19 protein-coding genes and 1 tRNA gene are annotated in these 21239 nt (G+C 69.6%); 6 read left to right on the plus strand and 14 right to left on the minus strand.

The features are described from left to right. Positions 1-143 precede the first annotated feature (143 nt). Positions 144-1484 (minus strand): alkaline phosphatase family protein, encoded by a 1341-nt coding sequence (locus VNO22_15050; GenBank protein ID HXG62685.1) that lies wholly within the window; start codon positions 1482-1484, stop codon positions 144-146. A 77-nt stretch (positions 1485-1561) separates the two neighbouring features. Here VNO22_15050 and VNO22_15055 point away from each other — a divergent pair, with 77 nt between their 5' ends. The 5 genes from VNO22_15055 (at position 1562) to VNO22_15075 (ending at position 5047) form a co-directional block, all read left to right on the plus strand. Then, entirely contained in the window at positions 1562-2581 is a 1020-nt protein-coding gene (locus tag VNO22_15055; GenBank protein ID HXG62686.1) for a GAF domain-containing protein, read from the plus strand. Between the two features lie 60 nt (positions 2582-2641). Beyond that, positions 2642-2718 (plus strand) — tRNA-His (locus VNO22_15060). Between the two features lie 178 nt (positions 2719-2896). Beyond that, entirely contained in the window at positions 2897-3058 is a 162-nt protein-coding gene (locus VNO22_15065) for a hypothetical protein (protein HXG62687.1), read from the plus strand. A gap of 52 nt (positions 3059-3110) precedes the next feature. Further along, complete coding sequence (locus VNO22_15070; protein HXG62688.1) at positions 3111-4214, plus strand: type IV toxin-antitoxin system AbiEi family antitoxin; 1104 nt, start codon at positions 3111-3113, stop codon at positions 4212-4214. Then, positions 4211-5047 (plus strand): nucleotidyl transferase AbiEii/AbiGii toxin family protein, encoded by an 837-nt coding sequence (locus VNO22_15075; GenBank protein ID HXG62689.1) that lies wholly within the window; start codon positions 4211-4213, stop codon positions 5045-5047. The genes VNO22_15070 and VNO22_15075 overlap by 4 nt, the downstream gene beginning before the upstream one ends. 531 nt (positions 5048-5578) lie before the next feature. Here VNO22_15075 and VNO22_15080 read toward each other — a convergent pair. From VNO22_15080 to VNO22_15095, 4 genes are read right to left on the minus strand one after another with little or no spacing between them, the layout of a single operon-like run. Further along, positions 5579-7135, minus strand: coding sequence for an arylsulfatase (locus tag VNO22_15080; GenBank protein HXG62690.1), 1557 nt, complete (start codon positions 7133-7135; stop codon positions 5579-5581). Positions 7136-7191: 56 nt separating this feature from the next. Further along, entirely contained in the window at positions 7192-8079 is an 888-nt protein-coding gene (locus VNO22_15085) for a pirin family protein (GenBank protein HXG62691.1), read from the minus strand. A 15-nt stretch (positions 8080-8094) separates the two neighbouring features. After that, positions 8095-8526, minus strand: coding sequence for a DCC1-like thiol-disulfide oxidoreductase family protein (locus VNO22_15090; GenBank protein HXG62692.1), 432 nt, complete (start codon positions 8524-8526; stop codon positions 8095-8097). Next, positions 8523-9074, minus strand: a complete 552-nt coding sequence (locus VNO22_15095) for a MarR family transcriptional regulator (GenBank protein ID HXG62693.1) — start codon at positions 9072-9074, stop codon at positions 8523-8525. The genes VNO22_15090 and VNO22_15095 overlap by 4 nt, the downstream gene beginning before the upstream one ends. A 132-nt stretch (positions 9075-9206) precedes the next feature. Between VNO22_15095 and VNO22_15100 the strand changes: the two genes are divergently transcribed. After that, positions 9207-10397, plus strand: coding sequence for a site-2 protease family protein (locus VNO22_15100; protein HXG62694.1), 1191 nt, complete (start codon positions 9207-9209; stop codon positions 10395-10397). Positions 10398-10413: 16 nt separating this feature from the next. Here VNO22_15100 and VNO22_15105 read toward each other — a convergent pair whose 3' ends face one another. The 9 genes from VNO22_15105 to VNO22_15145 all read right to left on the minus strand — a co-directional run. After that, positions 10414-10893: a response regulator gene (locus tag VNO22_15105; protein HXG62695.1), complete on the minus strand. Its 480-nt coding sequence runs from the start codon at positions 10891-10893 to the stop codon at positions 10414-10416. Further along, complete coding sequence (locus tag VNO22_15110; protein ID HXG62696.1) at positions 10859-12217, minus strand: ATP-binding protein; 1359 nt, start codon at positions 12215-12217, stop codon at positions 10859-10861. The genes VNO22_15105 and VNO22_15110 overlap by 35 nt, the downstream gene beginning before the upstream one ends. Positions 12218-12361: 144 nt before the next feature. Continuing rightward, complete coding sequence (locus VNO22_15115; protein ID HXG62697.1) at positions 12362-13600, minus strand: HTTM domain-containing protein; 1239 nt, start codon at positions 13598-13600, stop codon at positions 12362-12364. Further along, a complete protein-coding gene (locus VNO22_15120) occupies positions 13590-14645 on the minus strand; it encodes an imelysin family protein (GenBank protein HXG62698.1) in 1056 nt (351 codons plus the stop codon). The genes VNO22_15115 and VNO22_15120 overlap by 11 nt, the downstream gene beginning before the upstream one ends. Further along, positions 14642-15982, minus strand: coding sequence for a di-heme oxidoredictase family protein (locus VNO22_15125; protein ID HXG62699.1), 1341 nt, complete (start codon positions 15980-15982; stop codon positions 14642-14644). The genes VNO22_15120 and VNO22_15125 overlap by 4 nt, the downstream gene beginning before the upstream one ends. Continuing rightward, entirely contained in the window at positions 15979-17136 is a 1158-nt protein-coding gene (locus VNO22_15130) for an imelysin family protein (GenBank protein ID HXG62700.1), read from the minus strand. Before VNO22_15130 ends, VNO22_15125 begins: the two co-directional genes overlap by 4 nt. 12 nt (positions 17137-17148) lie before the next feature. Further along, entirely contained in the window at positions 17149-19188 is a 2040-nt protein-coding gene (locus VNO22_15135; GenBank protein HXG62701.1) for a metallophosphoesterase, read from the minus strand. 119 nt (positions 19189-19307) lie between these two features. Continuing rightward, positions 19308-20099 carry a tetratricopeptide repeat protein gene (locus tag VNO22_15140; protein HXG62702.1) on the minus strand — a complete coding sequence of 264 codons (792 nt, stop codon included), beginning with the start codon at positions 20097-20099 and terminating at the stop codon, positions 19308-19310. Next, on the minus strand, positions 20096-21239 hold a 1144-nt coding region (locus tag VNO22_15145; GenBank protein HXG62703.1), incomplete at its 5' end, for a DNRLRE domain-containing protein. The genes VNO22_15145 and VNO22_15140, both read right to left, overlap by 4 nt.

Raw genomic sequence — 21239 nt, forward strand, 5'->3', positions numbered from 1 at the left:
CAAGGGCTGCGCCGGGGACCGATCGCCTCGTGGTAGAGGTGGGCCAGGCGAACCAGACGCCGCATGACCCGGCAATCCAGGTACGAAAGAGCGATCAGGTGCTCCCCGAGGGGGTGGTAACGATGTCCCTGATCAGTCCACAACTACTCGAGGATCCCGTCGAGGGGGCGTCCGTCGACGCCGTCCAGCCTCAGGCCCAGAAGCGCCGCGATCGTGGGCGCCACATCGAGGTTGCGCACGAGATCCAGCCGCGCGCCCCGGCGGATTCCGGATCCCCAGGCCACGAAGAGCGCGTTCATCTCGGGATCCGAGGCGAGGTATCCGTGGGTACCGAGGTATCCGGGTTCGGCGTCGGCCACCGGTTCGCCGTCCGGCGAGCCGTTGAAGGCATATCCCGGCCGGGCGGCCAGAACGAGGTCGCCCATCTGAGGGTTGTCGGCGGGATGAGGCAACCCGAGGGACGCATAGTCCGCCGGCTCAAGGACGCGCTCGATGCCTTCCAGGGAGCGGAAGAGTTCCCGAAGGCGGGCGAGGGTCGCGTCCTTTCGCTCGGGATGGGTCGCATAGACCATGGCGGTGCCGCCTTCGGGGTAGACGTGGGCGTCGCAGGCGGTGACCTTGCCGGCCTCAGCCTGGAGAAGTCCCTCGCGGCGCAGGAGCGCGTTGGGACGGAGGATGCGGCGGACGGTTTTGAATCCGTGGTCGGAAACGGCGAAGAACGCCGTCCGGTCGCGCAGGCCCGCTTCGTCGAGGGCGGCCAGAAGCTCGGCCGCGCGCGCGTCGGCCAGGGCGATCGCGGAGAGCCCGGCGGGGGTGCGGGGCCCGTAGCGGTGGTGGACGGCGTCCAGGTTGAGAAGGTGGACCAGGAGCAGGCGGGGGCGGTGAGTCCGCAGAAGCCAGCGGGCGGCGCGCGTCCAGATCTCGTCGCGCCAGGCTCCGCTTCCCTTGCGGAACTCGGCGATGTCCCGGGGTTCGAGGACTCCGGCGGCGACGAGTTCCCGCTCGAGCGACCCTTGCGGGTCGGGCCGTTCCTCGAACGCCCAGGTGATCGCACCTCCGGTCTGCCACGGGACCCAATCGACCTGGGCGGTGGAGAGGCCGGCGCGGTGGGCGAGGTCGTAGACGGCGGGGGCGCGCAGCAGCCGGTCGCGGCCGCAGGGTTCGACGCGCACGGGGCGGCCGGGGCCGTCGCGGACGAGGAGGCCGTTGAAGAGAACGCCGTGGCGGGCGGGGGCGACGCCGGTGGCGAGAGTGGCGTGGTTGGACCAGGTGACCGAAGGGTTGACGACGGTCATGCCGCGCGCGGCGGAAGCGCCCTCGCGGGCCAGTCGCCGGAGGGTGGGGGCGGGGGCGAAGGGGTCCTCGAGGGAGTAGGCCGGGAATCCGTCGATGCTGAGGAGGACGACGTGGCGGGCCGGAGGAGCCGGTTCGCGGGCGCACGAGGCCAGAACGAGGAGAAGGAGCGCCGGGGTCAGGGTTCGCATGAGTTCCGGCTACGTTACGCGGGAGGAAGGGCGAGAATTTCTTGGAGTCCCGCGGATTTCGGAGGAAAATGGCGGGCATGGCGGCGCGGGGCCGGAAGAAGAAGACGCGGATGGACGCGGTGAAGCTTCTGCCGGAGGTGATTCGGCGGCTCCTGGCGATTTCGGACGCGGAGGTGCTTCTCAAGGAGGTGCTCGCGCTGGCCAACGGCGCCCTGGGGGCGGACGAGGTGGCGCTTCTGCTCGTGGACGGTTCCGGCCGGGAGCTGGTGGAGCACGAGGTGGCGGGGCGGCGGCTGCGTCCGACGCCGGTGCGGATCGCGTTTCCGGGCGCGGGGGTGACGAGCTGGGTGGCCGAGCGGCGCAAGCCGCTCGTCGTGCCGGACGTGCGGCGGGACCGGCGGTATCTGCAGGTGAATCCCGAGACGCGCTCCGAGGCGGCGGTGCCGATTCTGGCGGGGGACCGCCTTCTGGGAGTGCTGAATTTCGAGTCGCGGCGGCCGGGCTATTTCCAGAAGGGGGACCTGGAGCTCCTGGGATTTCTGGCCTCGCAGATCGCGATCGCGCTCAAGTTCGCGGAGCTGGACGGGCAGGCGCAGCGCTGGCAGGAGCGTCTGGCGGCGCTGCACAACCTGGCGCGGCTTTTCGGCGGCGTGGCGCCGCGGGAGGCGCTCCTGCAGCGGACGGTGGACCTCGTGCGGATGACCTGCGGGGGCCACTACGCGGCGATTTTCCAGGCGGACTACGAGCGGGAGGAGCTTCTGCTTCTGGCGCAGTCGAGCGCGCATCCGATCAACATCGCCGTGGGGGTTCGCCAGAAGTTCGGGGCGGGGTTCCTCGGCAAGGCGTTCGCGCTCGGCGAGACCGTGAACGTCCGGGACGTCCGGAACGATCCGATGTACGTGTTCCGGGTGCCGGGGGTCCTTTCGGAGGTTTGCGTGCCCGTGCGGGTGGGGGACCACTGTCTGGGAATCCTGGACGCGCACGCCCAGAACGTGGGGGAATTCACGCCGGACGAAGTGATGTTCCTGGAGACGGTGGCGCGTCTGGTGGCCCCGGCGCTTCAGTCGTCCGCGCCGGTCGCGGGGCGTTCGTCCTGACGGTTGATTCGCCCGGGCGGCCGCCTATAATAGGCGCGGCCGCATTCCCCGGTCGATACGGTGACCGTAGCTCAAGCGGCTAGAGCACCAGGTTGTGGCCCTGGGTGTTGCGGGTTCAAGTCCCGTCGGTCACCCCAAACCATACCCGGCTTGAAACCCAGGCTCACCTGGGTCCACACCGGCCGCGATTTCGGCGGAATTTTCATCGGTCGCGTCTGCCGGCTCTGGACCATCGCGCCGGACGGGGGCGTCCGAAGCCCGAGGACGTAGCGGAAGTAGTACTGCCGGGGACATCGCAGGAACGCGTTGAGCTGCGTGAAGCTGATGGCCTTCTTGTTCTCGCCGGCGCTCTTCATGACGCTCGTTCCTGCGCAGGCGCTGGTCGCCCGCTATCAAGGAGCGCCGGGGCTGGAGCGGAATGTTGCAGGCGTGATGGAGATCAGCGGTCTTGACCGGGTGTTCACGGATTGTATATAGTTCACGTGTACGTGAGATATACAGCCCTATGAACATGAGACGGCCATCCCAGATGATCTTGGAGGCGAATTTCGCGGCCAAGCTCCGCGAATTGCTGGGTGGCGTGACCTGGCTACGCAACGTGCAGGTCGCTCAAATCGGCGGAAAGGCGGATGAGGGCTTCGACCTATTGGCCAGCCTGCCTCTGCCAAACGGCGGCAGGGCCATGCTGTTCGTGAAGTGCAAGGCGGAATTCAGGCCGAGCATGTTCCCAACCGTGGCAAGCAAGGTTCCTCCTTCCTCCGGAAGGTACAGCGCCTCGGTTAGGGTGCTGGCACTGCCGTTCGTCTCGCCGCGCATGGCGGACCTGTGCAAGGCGTCCGGATGGAGCTGGTTCGACTTGGCCGGGAACTGCCTGATCGACGTTCCTGGCGTGCTCCACTTGGAGCATACCGGCAATCCTCCGGTCCACCGACCACCCAAGCCCAGTGCCAATCTTGGAACGCCGGAGGCAGGTCGGCTGATCCGAGCCTTGCTCGCCCCGGAGAACGCAGGCCGTGTGTGGAAGCAAAGAGACATCCAGGCCCACCTCAGGGATCTTCGGTTTCCGGTCAGCCTCGGCCTGGTGAACAAAGTGGTTCGGCATCTGCGCGATGAGGCTTTTATCGAGGATCGCCCGGAGGGCGGATTCCATTTGCGCGATCCGTTGAAATTGCTCTTCGCATGGCGGGAAGCTTACCGCTTCGACCGGCACGAGCGGCGGCTGTATTTCACCCTCTTGCAGGGCAAGAGGCTTCACGACGCCCTCGCACGACTGGGTCTGGAAACGGGAGGGTTTTCGGCCTACGCGGCGTTCTCGGCGGCGGAGTTCCAGGCACCGCATGTGCGCCAGCCGAAAGTCTGGCTGTATGTGAGCGCGTCGGAGATCCATCGTTTCGAAGAGAGGATCGAGGCCAAAACGGTGGATTCAGGAGAAAGTCTGGTCGTGCTGATTCCGCACGACGACGGAGTTTTTTATCTTGGCGACGCCGGTAAGGGAGGTCCGATGGTCTGCACGAACCCCGTGCAGACCTACGTGGATCTGTATCATTGCGGCGGCCGCGGCCAAGAGGCGGCGGAAGCCTTGCTGGAGCAGCGCTTGAAACCGGAATGGAAGGGGCTGGGGTTACCGGTATGAATCCGGAGCCGCGTCGTCAGGAGGAGTACGGCTCGCGTCAGGTCAAGGCCGCCCGTCGCGTGTTGGTAGACCTAGGACAGGTGCTGGCGTCGTTCGCGGACAGCTTTGTCGTAGTCGGCGGGTGGATTCCGGACCTGCTGCTGGATGTGGACGAAGAAGAGCCCCACGTCGGAAGCATCGATGTAGACCTCGCGCTGAACGTGGAGAAGCTCAGTGGAGAGCGATACGCGGCGCTGATTGAATCGCTGCTGGCGACCCAGCGATACCGCAAGGGCGTGAAGGATTTTCAGTTGGTCGTGGATGTCGACATCGAGGATGGAGAGGAACCGGTCCAGGTCGAAGTCGAGTTTCTCGCCCCCAAAGGGACGAAGATGAAGAAGCACAAACCGAAACTCCTGGCGGGCTTCCGCGTTTTAGAGACCGAAGCGTGCAGAGCCGCCTTCCATGCGCCGGAGTCCGTGCTCTTGCAGGGCAAGACCGTGCGTGGAGCGGAAAACACCGTTCGATTACAGGTGGCCTCGTTGCGCGACTTTATCGTGATGAAGGCGCATGCCATTGCCGGGCGGGACAAACCGAAGGACAGCTATGATCTCTGCTACGTCCTCGACCACTTCCCCGGGGGCATCAAGGCGCTGGCGGATGACTGGAGGCAGCGGCTTGTCGAGAAGGAGGTGGCAAGAGCTGTGGCGGTGTTGCGAGAGAAATTTGCCAGCACGAAGGCCTTCGGACCCCAGCAGTTGGTCGAGTTCCACAATTCGCCCGACCCGGAGACCCGCAAGGCGCAGGCCCGGCGAGCCTACGAGTTGGTGCAGACGTTGCTGAGCTTGCTCTGACGATATTGACCCTTGGTGACCTGTTCGATCTCGTTCAGGATCACCGCACGCGAGCCTCAATACCCAAGCCCGTGTTTCTGGGCCTCGGCAGAGAGCTCGTCGAGCACCGCCTTCCTCGGTGCAGTGGGCGCGGACCCGGAGGACCTTGGAGATCCGCGAAGGGTCCTCCCCCGTCCGACGGGCAAGGGCGCGAAGGGTCTTCAGCCCCTTCTCCTCCAGGAGCCTGCGATACTGGTCCGCCCGTTCCCAGGCCGCCGGTCGTTTCAAGAGCTTCTCGTGCCGACGCCAGGTCCGGGCGTCGATGGTGGGCTTGTTTTCCAGGTCAGCTGGTACTTGGCCATGCACGAGGACGCGCCGGCGGCGGCGGCAGACCAGGAAGTCGTCGGCCGGCAGCGTGAACCAGACCGGCTTTTCCTCGCCCTCTTCGATGTCGTCCCAGGAGCCTCGAGGAGCGCCTTTGCATGTGAAGTCGGGGCTGGCTTGAGACCCCGGTTTCCCCCCCGCGCCGCGCCCGACCGGAACTTCCGTCCGTCACCGCGGCTTCGCGCGCGCGACGTCCTCCCAGGGCAGAACGCCCGATTCCCGGGCCCACGCGTCCCACAAGGCCGCCAGCTCCCCCACGATCTCCGGATGCCGGGACGCCCGGTTCACCGCCTCGGTCCGGTCCGCCTCGAGATCGTAGAGCTCCCACGCCCCCTTGTGGGTCGCCACGAGCTTCCAGCGACCCTTCCGGACCGCCCGATGGCCCTCGTGCTCCCAGAAGAGCGGACGCTCGCCCAGCGACTTCCCTTCGAAGAGGGGACGCAGACTCCTCCCCGCCGCGGGCTCGATCTCCCGCCCCTCGAACCGGCGCGGATATTCCGCCCCCGCCGCCTCGAGACACGTCGGCAACAGGTCGATCACGTGCCCGGGCTCATGGACCAGGCCGGACGTGCGGATGCCGGCCGGCCAGCGGACGATGAGCGGAGTCGCGATCCCTCCCTCATGAACCCAGTGCTTGTAGAGCCGGAACGGGGTGTTCGACACGTTCGCCCACGGAAGCCCGTAGCTGGCGAACGAACCCGCCGTCCCGATCGGCGCGGCGGGATCCTCCGGACGGCGGATCTCCTCCGCGCACCCGCCGTTGTCGGACAGGAAAAAGACCAGCGTGTTCCGCGCGGCGCCCATCTGTTCCAGCCGGCCCAGAAGCCGCCCGATGTTCCGATCCATTCGGTCCACCTGCGCGGCGTACACCGCCATCCGAAGGTCCCGGTCCTCCGGGTCGCGCACGTCTTCCCAGGCCGGGGCGCGCGGATCCCGCGGCGAAAGCGGCCAGCGGGCGTCCACGATCCCCAGCTCGATCATCTTCCGGTGCCGCCGCCGCCGGATCTCGTCCCATCCCGCCCGGTACCGGCCCCGATATTTCGCGATGTCCTCCGGCGGCGCGTGAAGCGGCCAGTGCGGCGCCGTGAAGGCGACATAGAGAAAAAAGGGCTTCCCCGCCCGGCCCGCCTCGTCGAGAAATTCGAGCGCCCGGTCCGTGAAGGCGTCCGTCATGTAGAACGGCTCCCCGGCCGGAGGCGACACCCGCTCCCCGTCGAGCGCCATCGTGCGGCCCCGGTCGAGCTTGAAGTAATTCGAGCCGCCGTCGATGAGTCCGTAATAGCGATCGAAGCCGCGATCGACGGGCCAATGGGGCCGCGCTCCGCCGACGTGCCACTTGCCCGCCATCAGCGTGCGGTATCCCGCCGCCCGAAGCACCTCGGCGATCGTGACGCACCGCTCGTTCAGAAAACCGCGATATCCCGGACACCCGCGATCTTCCACCATGTGGCCCACCCCCGCCCGGTGCGGGTAGAGCCCCGTCAGGAGGCTCGCGCGCGTGGGACAGCACCGCGCCGTGTTGTAGAACTGCGTGAAACGCAGGCCTTCCGCCGCCAGACGGTCCAGATGGGGCGTCTCGATCTCGCCGCCGTAGCCGCCGATGTCGGAGAACCCCAGGTCATCGGCCAGAAGGATGACGATGTTGGGACGCTCGGCCCGAGGCTCGCCCGGGACGGAGCCGCAGGCGGCCTGGACGGCCAGAAGAGCCGGCCAAACGGAGCGCATTCCGGAGATTTAACCATCCCGGAAGCCGCCGGTTGCGCTCCGTCCGCCGCGGGGCCTCAAACGTCCCGGCGCCCGCCCCCACGGACGAACGTTCCCTCCCGCAGCTCCCGGAACGCGGCCTCCAGCTCCTCCCGCGTGTTCATCACGATCGGGCCATGCCAGGCCACGGGCTCGCGCAGCGGGCGCCCGGAAACCAGAAGAAACCGCACCGGCCGGCGCTCGGCCCGCACCTCGAGAAAACCGCCGGGACCGTAGAGAAGGAGCGTCCCGTCCCCGGAAACCTCGTCCGAACCGGAATGAAACATCCCCTCGCCCTCGAAGACGTAGGCGAAGACGGTGTGATCGGCCGGCGTCCGGCGCTCGAAGCGCCCGCCCGCCGGAAGGGACACGTCCAGAAAGGTGGGGTCCGACGCAATGTCCTGCACGGGACCGCGCACGCCGCTCTCCTCCCCGGCGATCACGCGAACGGCGGCGCCTCCCGCGGTCCGGACGAGCGGAATCCGACCCGCCTTTACCTCCTGGTACCGCGGTTCCCTCATCTTGTCCCGGGCCGGAAGGTTGGACCAGAGCTGGAATCCGAACATCCGCCCCCTGCGGTCCCCGCGCGGCATCTCCTGATGGATGATGCCGCCGCCGGCCGTCATCCACTGAACGTCGCCCGAGGAAATCAGACCCCGGTTCCCGAGGCTGTCCCCGTGCTCCACCTCCCCGTCCAGAACGTACGTGATCGTCTCGATTCCGCGGTGCGGGTGCCACGGGAAGCCCGCGCGGTAGTCGGCGGGATTTTCCGACCGGAAGTCGTCGAGAAGAAGAAAGGGATCGAGCGCGGGAAGCTCGTGAAAGCCGAACGCCCTCCGGAGCCGGACGCCCGCGCCCTCCACGGTGGGACGGCTCTTCCAGGCGCGGATCACGGGACGAACCGGAGTCTCGGAAGGAATCGTCATGGCGCGGCCGTTGGTTTAACGTCCGCGCCCGGCGTTTCCTTCCCGGGAAGCGGAGGGCAGCGCGCAGCTTTCGGCCGGGCCGAACCATGCCTGCCGGCGGCGCGCCACGAAGTCGTACCCCCGGTCCAGGAGGCGCTCCGGCAGGAGGCGCAGGCACTTCGCCCACGTCCAGGGTCCGCCCAGCTCGCCCAGGACGAAAAGCACCGCCCGCGCCCGGGTCAGAAGCTCGGCCGCCGCCCCCGGGCGCTCCGGGCGGCGGACCACGTAGACCGTGTCGAGCGCCTCCGCGCGGCGCCCCCGTTCCCGCAGGAACTCCTTCACCCACGGCTCCTGAAGCGGCGCGAAACGAAACGCCCCCCGGCGGTCGCGCGCCTGCACGAACCGGTTGAACCGGTTGCAGAGCGCGCACGCGCCGTCGTAGAGGATGACGTGCGCCCCTTCGATCACTCCGACCGCCCTCCGAGAAGCCGCTGGAGTCCCCCGCCCCACTTGAGCAGCTTGCGCACCTGTCCCGGCGAAAGGCCGCAGAGCTTCCGGTACGCGTCCTCCGCCAGCTCGAAGAACTCCAGAAGCGCCCGAAGACGTTCCTCCGTGTACGCGTCCCCGCCCCCCTCTTTTTCCGTCCCGTCCAGCGCCTCCCGCAGGAGCGCCAGCGTGGGATCGAGCTCCCGCCGCTTGCGTCCCTCCGCCACGAGCCGGAACATCTGCCAGACGTCCTTGAGCGACTCGAAATGGTCCCTCCGGTCCCCGCGGAGATGGACCACCCGGATGAGCCCCCAGTGAAGCAGCTCCCGGAGGCTGGTGCTGACGTGCGACCGCGCCACCCCGAGCGTCTCGGTGATCTCCTCGGCCGAAAGCGGCCGCGGCGAGAGGTAGAGGAGCGCATGCGCCTGCGCCACGGTGCGGTTGATCCCCCACCGGGTTCCCATCTCGCCCCAGTGCAGGATGAATTTCTCCTGGACGGGCGAGAGCTTCGTTTTCTTTTCTTCTTTCATATCTGTCTATACTGAATTTAGAAAAAGAAGGCCGGGCGGTCAACCCTTCCCCGCCCTCCGGCGCGGCGGGCGTAACGAAGGCGGCGCGCGGCGGCTCAACCGATCGGAGCCCCGCCGCCTCCCAGGTGCGCCATGGAAAAGCCTCTCACCCTTGAACCGCGACCCGGGGAACGGTCCGAACGCCGGCCTCGAAGCACGCCCGCGCCCCGCGGAGGGCTGCCGCTGGCCCGCCCCTTCGGAATCGAAATCCGGATCGACACGAGCTGGCTCGTGATCGCCTTCCTGATCGTCTTCTCGCTCGGACACCAGTTCCTGCGGCTCTTTCCCGGCCGGCCGGCGTGGAACGCCTGGCTGGGGGCCCTGGCGACGGGCCTGCTCTTCTTCCTGTCGATCCTTCTGCACGAAATGTCCCACAGCCTGGTCGCCCGCGGGCTTGGCATGACGGTCCAGGGGATCACGCTCTTCGTCTTCGGAGGCATCTCGCGGATCCGCGGCGAGCCCGAGCGGCCGAGGGATGAGTTCTGGATGGCCATCGTGGGCCCCCTGACCAGCGCCCTCCTCGGGGCGCTCTTTCTGCTGGCCGGACGGGCCCTCCCGGACGGATCGCTCGCCCAGGTCGCCGCCGGCTGGCTGGGCGTCATCAACTTCCTCCTGGCGGGGTTCAATCTCCTGCCGGGGTATCCGCTCGACGGGGGCCGGGTGTTCCGCGCCGGCGTGTGGCTCCTCACGCGGGACCTCCGCAAAGCCACGCGCGGGGCGGCTTTCCTCGGCATGGCCATCGGCGGAGGCCTCATCGTCTGGGGCGCGTTCCTCGTCTTCGCCACGCCCAACCTCCTGTCCGGCCTGTGGCTGGGCCTGATCGGATGGTTTCTGATCTCCGCGGCCCAGCGCAGCGTCCAGAGCCTCGAGATCCGCGAGCTGCTCCGGCGCTACCGCGCCCGCGATGCCATGCGCCCCCCATGCCCCCGCGCGCGCCCGGACGAAACCATCCAGCGGTTCGTCGAGGAGAAGGTGCTGGGGACCGGCCAGCGGTGTTTCCTCGTGACCGACGGGGAGGCGCTCCTGGGGCTGGCGACCCTGCATGAACTGCGGTCCGTCCCGCGGGAGGCGTGGTCGCGGACGACGCTGGCGGAGGTCATGGTGCCCGTGGACCGCGTGGAGAAAGTGGCCCCCGCGGAGCCTCTCGCCCGGGTCCTCGAACGGATGGAAGAGCGCGGCGTCAATCAGCTCCCCGTCGTCGAGGCCGGCACGCTCCAGGGTCTGGTGACGCGCGAAGACGTTCTGCGGATTCTGGCGACGGACCTCGAACTGACCGCGTCGTAAAGCTTCCCGGAGGCGTTCACGCCCGCGGCCGGGGCACGGAAACCCGCTCGAGCGCGGCGCGCGCCTCGCCGTGCGGGGCGTTCCAGTAGCGGCAAAGGATCTCCGCCAATCCCCGCAGCTCGTCGAATCCCACCGGCTTGACGAGGTACGCGAGCGCGCCGAGCTCGTAGGCCCGGATCACGTCGCCCGTCTCGGTGGACGACGTGAGCACGATCACCGGCAAGTCCCGCAACCGGGAATCCCGGCGTATCCATTCGAGCACCTCGAAGCCGGACCTCTTCGGGAGCTTCAAATCCAGAAGCACGAACTCCGGCAGAGGAAAGGACGCTCGATCGGCGAAAGCGCCCTGCCCGGCCAGGTAGGTCACGGCCTCCAAACCGTCGCGGACCACCTGGAGCGGCGCCGGCGCGGACACCTTCCGGAAGGCGCGTTCCAGCAGGAGTACGTCCGTCTCGTTGTCTTCAACCAGCAGGATCGGTTTGCGCGGCGGCGTCAAATGGGCTTGCCTGGGAACCAGGCCTCGCCTCCATTTGAGCCGCCGCCGCCCCTCGTGTCAACGGCATGTTGCCGCGCCGCGCGCTTTCCGGCAGGTAGAGCGTGAAGGTGGAGCCCCGGCCGGGCTCGCTTTCGAGCCTGATTTCCCCGCCCAGGAGCCTGGCCAGCTCGCGCGAGATCGAAAGTCCCAGGCCCGTGCCGCCGTACGTGCGGCTGGTGGAGGTGTCGGCCTGCTGGAAGGGCTCGAAGATGATCTGGTGCTTGTCCGGCGGGATCCCGATGCCCGTGTCCTTGACCGTGAAGAAGAACGTCCGATCCGCCGGATTGAGAGCGGCCACGCCCATCCGAAGCTCGACCCTCCCCGCGGGGGTGAACTTGAAGGCGTTCGAAAGCAGGTTCCGCAGGATCTGCTGCACCCGCCTGGAGTCCGTCTCGAAGGAGGCGGGCAGCCCGGCGTCGAGCGCGATTTCGAACTCGAGCTTCCGCTGAACGGCGATCGGGCGGAAACAGGCGTCCAGGGAATCCCGCAGGTCCTCGAACCGCACCGGGCCGACGTCCACGGAGATGGCGCCGGACTCCATGGCGGAGAAATCCAGAAGGTCGTTGACCAGCGCCAGGAGATCCGTGCCGACCGCGTGGATCATGCGGGCGTGGTCCACCTGCCGGGGAGTGAGGTTGCCTTCGGCGTTCCGGGCGAACTGCTGGGAAAGAATGAGCAGCGAGTTCAGCGGCGCGCGCAGCTCGTGAGCCGCCACGGCCAGAAAGTCCGTCTTGCCCCTCGGGACCGGAGCCGGCCGCTCGGTTTTCCCGGAACGCTCCGGGTTCTTCCGCCGCCCGCCGATCGCGGCCCGCGACCGCCCCAGGAGAGCCGCGGCGAGAACGACGCCAAGAAGCTCCTCGCCGCTCTGGAACATCCCCTGGAGCCGCCTCAAAGGCGCCCTCCAGCGGCCGCGACCGGCGCTCTGGGCGACCGCCCGGATCAGCCGGACGGTCTCCCGGGCCGGGCGGGCGAGAGCGCCAAGGAGATCGTTGAGCGCGACCGCCCACGCGCCGGGAAGCCGCACACGCGCCGACACCCCTCTTTTTCGGCCCCCAAGGCGCCCGGCGCGGTCGAACTCCGCGGCCGTCGCCTTCTGCAGATCCAGGAGGCGGTTGAGAACGTGCGCGATCCCCGCATCCCGCCGTCCCGCCCCGGCGGCCGCCGAGACGCCTTCCCACTCGACCGCAGTGCACCCGCTCGGCGGCGCTCCGAATTCCGCGAACGGGCGGATCCCCCGGCGGGGTCCGCTCGCATGAACGGCTTTCCTCGAGGCGATGCCTCCCATCCTCCCAACTCCCCCTTTGCGCGGCCTTGAAACCGCCGGAGACATCGTTCATCAGGAATCGCTCCCGCCGGCGGTATCACTTTAATGGATAAAGAGCCCCGAACCGGCGATTTGTTATGCGCAAAACGCGTAAATTCTTTCGGCTCAGCTTCCGTCCTGAAGCGGCCGGACCCAGTCGGCGGGGCCGCCCCGGGCCAGGTCCGCTCCGGGATCCACAAGGAGGCTCGCCGGGCGCCCGTTGAGCGACACCCAGACCTCGCCCCGCACCCGCACCTCGCGCCCCTCGCCGCGGAACCGGAGGCGCACGATGCGGGCGAACGCCCCGAGGAGATCCGGCTGCGACCGCATTTGCCGCGCCTGCGCGGGCGTCAGATAGTCTTCCACCCGTACCGGCAGGCGCTCCCCCGTGGCCACGTCCTCCGCCCAGAAGCGCGCTTCCGCCCCCTTTTCGATCAGCATCACCCGCCAGGAAAAGCGGAAGCCCTGCTCGGCCCAGAGCGCATCCCCCCTCAAGGCGCGCAGCGGCACGAGAACCTGGATCAGCGCGTAGGCCGCCGCGGCCGCAAGGATCGCCGGCGACCGGGGAACGCGCCCGCAGGACCCTTCCGGCCGGAGGTCCCCGCCGAAAAAGACGAGCCCCGCGGCGATCATCACCCACGGGAAAAGCCCGATGGGAAAAAGAAGCGCCGTGGCGAGGTGAAAGACGACGGCGCATCCGTAGGCGACCGCCCGCGTCCGCCGCACCCGCAGGAAAAACGGCACCGAAAGGTCGAACGCCGCCGCGGCGACGCTCAAGGCCGCCGCCACGCCGGGCGCGTGCAGGCCCGGGATCCCCTCCACTTCGGCCAGCCACATCCGCAGCGGCTGGCCGCGAAGAAGCCAATCCCCCTGGAGCTTGGCCAAGCCCGCGAAGAAGTACACCGCTCCCACCTGGAACCGCAGAAGCGCCACGGCCCACGCCGGGAGCGTCCGCCCCGACGGGATGGCCGCCAGGATCCCGCACAGAAGACTGATCAGGTAATAGTGATTGAGGTAGTTCGCGCGGTCGATGAGCCACGCGTACGTGAAGCCGAGCCCGAAGAGAAACGCGCTCGCGCGCGGCTGAACTCCGGCTGCCATCGCCGCCGCGAGCCCCCCGAGGACCGCGAAATGCACGTGCATCCACGGGCGCGGCCACGGCCGGATCCACTCCAGCCCCGGCCACGGGAAGAAATGGCGCGGCTCATGGAACTGCGCGTCGATCCACCCGTTCAGGAAGTAGCGCGCCACCTGAATCGCCAGGAGCGCGCCGAAGACGGTCCGGAACACCGCCACCGCCGTTCCGTCCACCGGCGCGAAGGGGTCGAAACGCTTCCCGCCCCCCGCCGGGCCGCTAATCTCCATCGAAGTCCCCGAACCGCAGGCTGCTCCGGTAGGCCGCCACGAGGTGCACCGCCAGGCGGTCCCGCAGCACCTGGAGCATGTTGAACGCGTTCAGCACGGCGTCCGGGTGGCGCACCACCGCCTCCTCAAGCGGCTCCGGAATCGCCGCCACGTCCTGCCTGGACTTGCGCAGAGCCAGCCGGACCGACGCGTCCAGCTCCGGCGCCGCCCGGACTACGCCGGGAGAGAGCTTCTCGTAAAGGCGCTCGACTCCCTCGATCTCCGCGCGCAGTTCCGCCAGCGCGTGGCCGCCGGCGCGCGACCGGACGAGTTCCGGCCGCGGCTCGCCCGTGCCGGTCCGAAGAACTCCGAGCGGACGCCCCAGCCGCTCATCCTTCACCCGCTCCAGAAACTGCACCAGGGCGTTGATGATTTCGTCGAGCGCGGCGTCGGCCGTCGCGTACGGCGAATCCCCGCGGCCCGGCCGGGCGAACCGGTCCGCGAACCCGCCCCCCGAAGGCTCCCAGAAGTCCCGCACCGCGCGCGCCGTGCGCTCCAGATCCGCCGCAAGGGCTTCCACGAATTCCCGCCGCCGCCCTTCGCCCGGCTCCAGAAGGCGCGCGTCGGCGAAAAGGAAAAACTCGATCGCCCCGAACCCCTTGAGAGGAGCGCCGAGCGCCTCGACGGCGCAGGCCCGCGCCCGCGCCTCCTCGAGAGCCCCGGGGGGAGCCGCCGGCGTGTCCATCTTGGCCGCGAGAAAACGGTCGCGCTCCGGTCCGATGAAGTGCGGCCCGCACGCCGCCCAGGCGAGGCGGGCCGCCTTCCAGGCCTCGCGCGCGGCGCGCCGCGCCTCCTCCGAGGGCGAGCGCGCGAGCGCGGACGCCGCCCGCCGCAGATCCCCCGCCCGCTCCGCCAGCGCCCGGTACTGGGGCACGATGACGCCCCACGCCAGCTCGCCGAGGAGCCTCTCGCGCTCCGACGAGCGACGCAGGCGTCCCCGAAGCGCCGCCCCGGCCGCCAGGGCCGCCGCCGCCAGCGCCAGAAGAATCGCGACCCGAAGCCTCACAGATCCCTCAGAAACGCCAGGAGCGCTTCCCGTTCGGAGGCGGGAAGCGCGCGGAAGTATTCGCGCGCGGACGCCCCTTCGCCGCCGTGCCAGAGGATCGCTTCGGCCGGAGTCCTCGCCCGGCCGTCGTGGAGATACGAGGCGCGGCCGCCCCCGACCCGGTCGGCCAATCCGATCCCCCACAAAGGCGGCGTGCGCCACTCGCGCCCTTCCGCTTCGAACTCCGGCCGCCCGTCCTCCAGGTCGCGGCCCATGTCGTGCAGAAGAAGATCCGTGTACGGAAAAATCGTCTGCCGCGACAGTTCCGGAAAGCCGGGGACGTCGCCCGTCTCCCAGCGCGGAGTATGGCACGACGCGCAGGCGGCTTCAAAATGGCGGCGCCCGCGGCGCACCCGAGGATCGTCCGGCGCCCGCCGTCCCGGCACCGCCAGGAGGCGCACGTAGAGCGTCACGAACCCCAGCTTCTCGCCGTCGATCTCCGGCTCGCCGCCGCTCGGGAGGCCGGCCGGGGCCCTCTGCGCGGACGTGTGATTCTCCCGCGGAAAAAGAGGCGAGGTCACCCCCATGTCGCCCTGGAACGCGGCCGCGACCTGCTCCTCCACGGTCGGCCGCCCGGCCTTCCACCCGAAGCGGCCGAGCGCGGACCGTCCCGTCCGGAGATCCGTCGCCCGGTTCGGCCGCCCCGAGATGCCGTCCCCGTCCGCGTCCCCGGGATCCGCGCGCTCGAGGATCCGGCGCTCCGGAATGGCCTCCAGGAGACCCATCCCGATAACCGCGGGAGCCAGTCGCGGCGAGACGCGAAGTCCGTCCTCCTCGAGCGGCCCGTAGCCCGGACGCTCCAGCCGATAGACCGGGCGCCGGAGGGAATAGGGCGTTCCATCGCCGTACCGGCCCGGCACGTCCTCATAGGAGACGGCCGGAACCGCTTCCGGAGGCACGCCCGGCACGGCGTGTGTCTGGATCTGGTCGCCGTAGACGGGATGAGGAGCGCCGTCGCGCGCGCCGATCCGCAGAAGCAATCCCACGAAGGGCTCGCCCGGTTCCGGGGCCCGCCCGCGGCCGTCCTTGAAATGGCAGGCCGAGCAGGAGGCGGCGTTGAAAAGCGGCCCCAGGCCGTCCCGCCCGGCGGCGGAGGCCGGCGCGATCACCCAGTTGGCGCGAAAGAGCGAGTTGCCTGCGAAAAAGGCTTCGCGCCGGGAGGGCTCCAGGGTGGCCAGAGGAAACCCGAAGGCGTTTTCCGAGACGTCGAAGACCGTTCCTGCGCCGCCCGAAAACCGCTCCGCGGACGGGCCGCATCCGGCCAGGAGAATCGCCAGCGCCGTCGGCCCGTACCTCAAGGCAACCTCGTCGTTACCGGAAGCCCCAGGCGATCGGCCAGACGCGAGAATGCGCGGTTGAAACGATCGAGCGCCCCGAGCGCGCGCAGGATGGCCCGGCGTCCGGGACGATCGTCCTCCCCGAGAATCGCCTGGTCGAACGGTTCAAGATCCGGACTCCGCAGCGCCTCGATCGCGTCCTCGAGCGCCCGCGCGACGTCGGCGGCCAGGCGGGGATCGATCCGCCGCGCCAGCTCTCCCACGCCGATCTCCCACACCCGTCGCACTCCGAGGGCGTTGTGGAGGTGGTCGAGATGCGTCGTGTCGCTGAAGCAGGAGTGCTCTTCTTCCTTGTCCTTGAGCGTAAACGGCGCGGCGAGCCGTTCGCCGCGCAGTTCGCCCACGGCCATCGTGCCCACGCCCGTGAGGATCCGGGATAGTGCTTCCTCCACGGGGAGGCTCAGGAACGTCTCCCGATAGTTGCCGGGACGCACGGGCGCCCACTGGTCGCGCACCCAGGAGAGGTCCCGGACGAGCAGGTCCGCGCACAGCTCCAGGTACGCCCGGCGGCGCGGCGCGTTCGGCAACGTGCCCCTGTCGGCGAATTCGGTGAACGGGCGGGCCCCGCCGCCGGGGCCGGGGCTCCGGTCCTGTCCCCACAGGAGGAATTCGATCGCGTGCCAGCCCGTGGTCACGTGGGTCTCGCCGCCGGCCCCATGGGCGCGGCGAAGCGCCGCCTCGTCGATTGAGGGGAAGCCGGCCGGATCGTTGATGATCCCGGAGAACGGCCGGCCGTCCACCGAGTCGATGTAGCTCTCGTCCACGGGCCAGGCGTTGATGAAGGTTTCAGGGCCGTCGGGACTCCGGTCGATGGGCCCGCCCGAGAAGCGCGCGATTTCGGTCTCCAGATAAGCGGGCCGGGCGCGCACCCAGGCGGCCTTGCAGGATTCCAGGCCCTCCAGGGAGGGGCGGCGGACGAACGCGCGGATCTCCTCCCGCAGCGCGGCGGCCCGGTCCGTCGCGTCCGCGTACGCGGCGTGCAGGTGATCCGCGTACCGGAGGATGACCGGGCGGGCGAGGGCGGAGTCCCATCGGCGCGGCGGGCCGGCGGCCGTCCACGCGGCCGCGGCCGCCAGGATCGCCGCGGCGGCCAGACCGGCGGTCTTCCGCGACATTCGGCGGCCCTCTCAGGGATCGCGTCGAGGGCGGTTCCTCATCAAAAGAAGGGCGGACAGGATCGAAAGCAGCGCTCCCCCGGCCGTCGGCGCCGCGCCCGCGGATCCCATCGAGCAGCGGTCGCCGGCCAGGCCTTCTTCGCCCTCGTCCCGATCCGCGTCGCCCGAGCCTCCCGAGGCCGCGCGGGCGTAGGAGATCGTGATCCGGGCGGAAGCCGAGTTGCCGGCCGCGTCGTAGGCCGTGAAGGTGACGGGGTTATCGCCCGCGGCCAGCTCAATCGAAGCGCTCCAGGACGCCGTGCCCGAGGCCGTTCCGGTATCCCCCGTGGCCGCGTTGAACCAGCTCACGCGGACGACGTCCACGTTGTCCGAAGCGGTGCCGCTCACCCGGACGGGCTCGGAGGCGGCCGTGTACCGGCCGGTCGTGCTCGGGGCCGTGATGGAAATCGACGGCGGGGTCGTATCGCCCGACGGCGGCGTGTAGGTGACGGTGAGGGTGTCGGTCGCGGTGTTCCCCGCGGCATCATAGGCGGTCACGGTGATCGCGTTCGAGCCGGGGTTGAGGGGAACCGTGGCGGTCCACGAGGCCGTGCCGGCGGCGACGCCCGAGGAACCGGTGGCGGCGTTCGACCAGCGGATCTGGCTGACGCCCACGTTGTCGGAGGCCGAGCCCCCCAGCGTCACCGGCGAAGAAGTCGTCGAGTACGACGAGCCGGTGGTCGGCGAGGAGATGGTGATCGTCGGAGGCGTGGTGTCGCCCGAAGGCGGCGGCGTCGTCGTGCTCTTCAGAATCGTGAAGTAATCCCCGACCGTGCCGTCGGAGCGCAGGAACTTGGCGTCGAGCCGGTTTCCGTCGATGTCGAGCACCAGGGAGCCGAGCTGGTTGAGCGAAATGAACATGGCGGGGTGGTTGAGGGAGCCGCCGCTCGTCTTTCCCGAGCTTCCGGCCACGACGTAGACGGCGCCTTCATGGGGCTGGGTTCCGGCCGACTTGCGGTAGGGATTCGGGTCGCGGCCGCTGCCGCCGTCCTTCTTCATGGAGGCCGTGAGGGTCGAGGACGTCCCGTAGTGGCCGTCCAGGAGGAACGAGCGTTCGTAGGAGTGGCTGTGGCCGCAGAGGACGAGATCCACGCCGGCCTCTTCGAGGATGGGGAGGAAGTTCTTGCGCATGTCGATGAGGTACGATTCGGAATCGGAGTTGTGGGAGCCCTTGCTGTAGGGCGGGTGGTGCCAGAAGGCGATGATCCAGTCGCGGGTCGTGGCGGCGGCGTCGTTTTTGACCCAGGTATGCATGGCGCCGCCGACGGTCCGGCTGGTCTCGTAGGAATCCAGACAGATGAAGTGGATATTGGCGTAATCGAACGAATAGTACGCCTCCGTGCCGCTGGCGAGCCCGCCGCACTCGCCGTTCTTGGGAAGGCTGAAGATGTTGTAGTACGGCCCGCTCAGGGTCGCGGAATCCGCGGAATGTCCGTCGTGGTTCCCCAGCGTGGGCCATACGACGGACTGGCGAAGCAGCGTGGGATACATGTTGAAGACGGCGGCCTGGTACTCGGCGTCGGTGCCGTCGTCGTAGGCATTGTCGCCGAGCATGAGCCAGAGGTCGGTGTATCGGGAACCGGTGAAGCTGTAATAGGCGTCGCGGACGGCGCGCTGGCTGGAGTTGGCGGTGCCGGCGTCGCCGATGACCCAGATGCGGGTGGGCTTCACCGTGCCGGGGGTCGGGGCGGTGACGAAGAAGTAGCCGGCGTCCCCGGCCAGCGTCCGGGTCGTGGTGCCGATCGAGTAGTAGTACTTCGTATTGGGGGAAAGGCCGGTAAGCTTGACTTCATGTTCCGTGGTGGAGGCGGCGTTGTCCGCCTGGAGGGTGAGGCTGCCGGCGGACGTCCCATACCGGACGCGGCTGTCGGTAGGGGTGTCGGTCCGCCAGCGGACGATGACGCTTGTGGAATGACCCTGCTGGAGGTAGGGGCCCCGCGTAACCGTCTGGGCCCACGCTGGAACAGCGGCCAGGAGGAGCGCGCCGAGAGTCGCCGGAAGCCTTTTTTTCATGGGCGATCCGACCTCGCGGTCAGGGCATCGGACGTTCCGGACCTTCCGCCCTCTCCCCCCTAGGAATGACCGTTCCGGCCCGAACCTGTCGGAAAAACGGAACCCGGTGCCCGGGGCCGCTACGGATCCTTCCCGCTCAGGCCCGCGCGGGCGCGGGCTTCGAGGTCCCGGACGCTCTTGACGGCGCGGCGCGCGGGGGGCAGGGTCTCCAGGGCCGCCAGCGCCGCCCGGAAGGCGGCCTCGGCCTCGGCCGCGCGCCCGGCGCGGCGGAGCACCTCTCCGCGCCGGACGAGCCACGGCTCCGGCCGGGGCGTGCCCGCCGCCAGCCGCTCCAGCCGCGCAAGCGCCTCGTCCAGGCGCCCGGAGGCGATCTCAAGCTCCAGCGCCGCCGATTCCAGGGTGACGATCCGTCCCAGCCGCTTCATCCCCTCCTCCAAGCCGGCCAGCGCGCCGGCGAGGTCGCCGGCCTCCTCCTGGGCGCGGGCGCGCTCGAGGAAAAAATCCGGCTTGGGATCCGGCAGCCGCGCGAGCGCGCGCGTGTAGTCGCGGGCGGCCTCCGCGGGACGGCCGAGCGCCCGGCGGGCCCGCGCCCGCTCCAGGAGCGCCCCCGCGTGGTCGGGGCGGCGGGAAAGAAACCGCACGAGCGCGGCCTCCGCGCGGTCGGGGCTTCCGGCTCCCAGCCACATCCGGCCCCGTCCGAGATCCACCTCGGCCAAGCCCGGATCCAGCCGCTCGGCGCGGTCGTAATCCGCCCGGGCGGCCGGCCAATCCTCGTGAAACCGGTGAAGCTCCGCCCGCCGGTAGTAAAGCTCGGCCGAGGCGCCCTCCCGCTCCATCCGCCGCGTCAGCTCGGCGATCTGCAGCTCGAGGTCTTCGTGAACCAGGAGCAAGACCAGGAGCGCCGCCGTCACCTGGCCCCCAGCGTGTAAAGGACGGTGAGCTTCGGCCGCCTCGCCGGATCCTTGGATTCCCGGCTCAGGAACCGAAAGCCGTCCGAAGTCCGGTCCGTGGCGATGACGAGACCGTGATTGGCGGAAGGATTGCGGATCCAGGCCTGGACGACCGCGCGATCGAGGAGAATCTTCGTCTCTCCAATCTCGCGGGGCATCACCGCGCCCATGGGGGCGGCGGCGCGGTCGAGCCCCCGCCGCAGCCCGGGCGTCCCCCAGGGAACGCCGCTCTGCGCCTGCCTCCAGGTCACCTCGCGCTCGTTCCAGGGGCGCTTCACTTCGTAAAGCTCATAGCCGGCCCCGGCGGAGGTTCCGGTGACGTAGATCGTCAGGAACGCCTCCTGGACGACGGCCGCCGGCGGAATCGCGGAGAGATCCCACCGGAGAAGCGCCCACACCTTGCTCCCGTCCGCCTCGTCCCCGTCCACCTCGATTTCGACCGCGTCGCCCAGCGGGCGGGTCGGCTCGACCCCCGAGACGGCGGCGTCGCGCGCGCCGCCGTACCCGGCCGATCCTTCCTGAAGCTCGGCGGTCAAGACGAGGAGCTTCGACTCCAGCCGCGCGCCCCGCTCGGCCACGGCGTAATGACCGGCCGTCACCTCCACGGCCGCTCCGTCGTCCAGGCGGCGGAACCGCACCTTGCCTTCGCGCACCTCGAGGCGCGTCGAGGTCGGCCCCACGAGGAGCGCCAGCTCCGTCCCGAGGATTGCGGCTTCGGCGTGGGGCGTCCGGAAGGTCAGAGGCGCTCCCGCCGCCCGGCGCGCCACCGAGGCCCGCAGGGTCCCGCGGGTCATGTGAACCGCTCCCCGCTCGACGCGCTCCAGCAGCGTGTCGGGCCCCGCCTCCAGGCGCGTTCCGTCGGGGAACGCGACGAGGGCGCGGGAAGGAGCCGGGCCCAGGCGCAGCGACTGTCCGGCGGCGAGGGCGGCGCCGGAGCGGGCGGCTTCGCGGGACCCCAGCGTCACGTCCCCCTGAACGTGCTCGAGCACGGCCACGAGGGTGACCGTGGGAGGCGGCTGGGGTTCCACCGCCGGCGGAGGTTTGGGTGCGGGCTGGGACGGAGCGGTCGCCGGGGGCGGGGGCGCCGCGGGAGCGGGGGGA

Source organism: Planctomycetota bacterium (assembly GCA_035574235.1).
In the GTDB taxonomy this organism is placed as follows: Bacteria; Planctomycetota; MHYJ01; order MHYJ01; family JACPRB01; genus DATLZA01.

Excerpts from the sequence above, each read along its gene's own strand:
- VNO22_15075 (HXG62689.1), top strand. The coding sequence starts at position 4,211 with ATGAATCCGGAGCCGCGTCGTCAGGAGGAGTACGGCTCGCGTCAGGTC.
- VNO22_15130 (HXG62700.1), bottom strand. The coding sequence starts at position 17,136 with ATGTCGCGGAAGACCGCCGGTCTGGCCGCCGCGGCGATCCTGGCGGCC.
- VNO22_15050 (HXG62685.1), bottom strand. The coding sequence starts at position 1,484 with ATGCGAACCCTGACCCCGGCGCTCCTTCTCCTCGTTCTGGCCTCGTGC.
- VNO22_15080 (HXG62690.1), bottom strand. The coding sequence starts at position 7,135 with ATGCGCTCCGTTTGGCCGGCTCTTCTGGCCGTCCAGGCCGCCTGCGGC.
- VNO22_15135 (HXG62701.1), bottom strand. The coding sequence starts at position 19,188 with ATGAAAAAAAGGCTTCCGGCGACTCTCGGCGCGCTCCTCCTGGCCGCT.
- VNO22_15070 (HXG62688.1), top strand. The coding sequence starts at position 3,111 with ATGATCTTGGAGGCGAATTTCGCGGCCAAGCTCCGCGAATTGCTGGGT.
- VNO22_15055 (HXG62686.1), top strand. The coding sequence starts at position 1,562 with ATGGCGGCGCGGGGCCGGAAGAAGAAGACGCGGATGGACGCGGTGAAG.
- VNO22_15100 (HXG62694.1), top strand. The coding sequence starts at position 9,207 with ATGGAAAAGCCTCTCACCCTTGAACCGCGACCCGGGGAACGGTCCGAA.
- VNO22_15110 (HXG62696.1), bottom strand. The coding sequence starts at position 12,217 with ATGGGAGGCATCGCCTCGAGGAAAGCCGTTCATGCGAGCGGACCCCGC.
- VNO22_15095 (HXG62693.1), bottom strand. The coding sequence starts at position 9,074 with ATGAAAGAAGAAAAGAAAACGAAGCTCTCGCCCGTCCAGGAGAAATTC.
- VNO22_15115 (HXG62697.1), bottom strand. The coding sequence starts at position 13,600 with ATGGAGATTAGCGGCCCGGCGGGGGGCGGGAAGCGTTTCGACCCCTTC.
- VNO22_15085 (HXG62691.1), bottom strand. The coding sequence starts at position 8,079 with ATGACGATTCCTTCCGAGACTCCGGTTCGTCCCGTGATCCGCGCCTGG.